Raw genomic sequence first — 1,314 nt, 5'->3', positions numbered from 1 at the left:
GTTCAGAGCGGTCCTCTCGCAAGCTGCRGTTCCGGCCGATTATGAAACCGGCGCGCGTGGCGACATCGCCGGTTACGGCGTCGCCATGGTTGTATCGCCGTGTATCGACCGGCAGGGAAGAACTATCCCTAATGGACCGGCTGGCATCGAGCCGGCCTTCGTTGGCCGCTCAAGGCTGCGGTGCTGATGCGGGCAAGCCGTCAGGGGCTTTGGTATCGGGCAACGCTTTCGGTTTGGGCGTGTTGCGTTCGGGGTCTGACGGCCGCGGTACGTCGCTGGGCCGGCGGTCACAGCCGGTCAAGGGGGCGACGGCGAGCATACAGGCCAGCAACACCAGCATCGCGCTGGCGGGTTGCCGGGGGGAATGCTTGTTCATCACACCATGCTCCGAAAAGTGCCACAGCGGCACAGCACCGGTATGTGGCAAATGCCGTGCCCGCCAAAAGTCAGGGTCAATCAAACCAGGCCGTGACGCGCGTCAGCCGAACAGTGCCGCCAAGCGCTGAGGATCCACCGGCTTGGTCAGGTGGTGGTTGAAGCCCGCCTCGAGCGCCAGGTTGCGATCGCTCTCCTGGCCCCAGCCGGTGATCGCGATCAGCAGTGGGCGCTGGCCGCCAGGCAGGYCGCGGATGGCCCGCGCCAGCTCGTAGCCGTTGCGCCCCGGCATGCCGATGTCGAACAGGCAGACATCGGGATCGAAGTGCTGCCAGGTCGACAAGGCCTCGTTGCCATCGAAGGACAAGCGGGTTTCGTGGCCTTCGAGTTGCAGCAGCGCGGCCAGGCTGTCGGCGGCGTCGCGGTTGTCGTCGGCGATCAGCACCTTGCGCGGCGCCGGCACGGCCGCTGACGGCGCACCGGCCGCCACTCGCGCATCGGCCCCGGCCTCGCCTGCCGGCAAGCGCACGGTGAAGGTGCTGCCGCGTCCCGGCCCGGCGCTGCGCACCGCGATGCTGCCGCCATGCAGCTCGACCAGGCCCTTGGACAAGGCCAGGCCGATGCCCAGGCCCGCGCTCGAGCGTTCGCCTGTCACGTGCAGCTGCGAGAACATGCGGAACACCTCGGGCATCGAGCCGGGCGCGATGCCGATGCCATCGTCGCTGACGTCGATCACGATGTCGCCGCCCTGCCGCTGCGCAAACAGGTGGATGTGGCCGCCACGGTCGGTGTACTTGGCGGCGTTGGTCAGCAGGTTGGCCACCACCTGCGCCAAGCGCAACGGGTCGGCCTCGAAGTGCACCGGCTCCGGCGGCAGCTCGATCAGCAGCTGGTGGGCCATGCCATCGATGGCCGGACGCGCGGTCTCGACCGCGCTCG

The 1,314-nt window shown here is 68.4% G+C and carries 1 protein-coding gene; it reads right to left on the bottom strand.

Features of this window, described 5'->3' with window-relative positions; genetic code table 11:
* Positions 1-478: 478 nt before the first annotated feature.
* Positions 479-1,314: hybrid sensor histidine kinase/response regulator (locus tag AC1DYI_RS35895; RefSeq protein ID WP_477208859.1), on the bottom strand; the 836-nt coding region annotated here is incomplete at its 5' end.

The organism is Ideonella sp. P3_A4 (assembly GCF_056403075.1).
The sequence above is the reverse complement of the archived record's forward strand: the minus strand, read 5'-3'. Positions and strand labels throughout refer to the sequence as shown.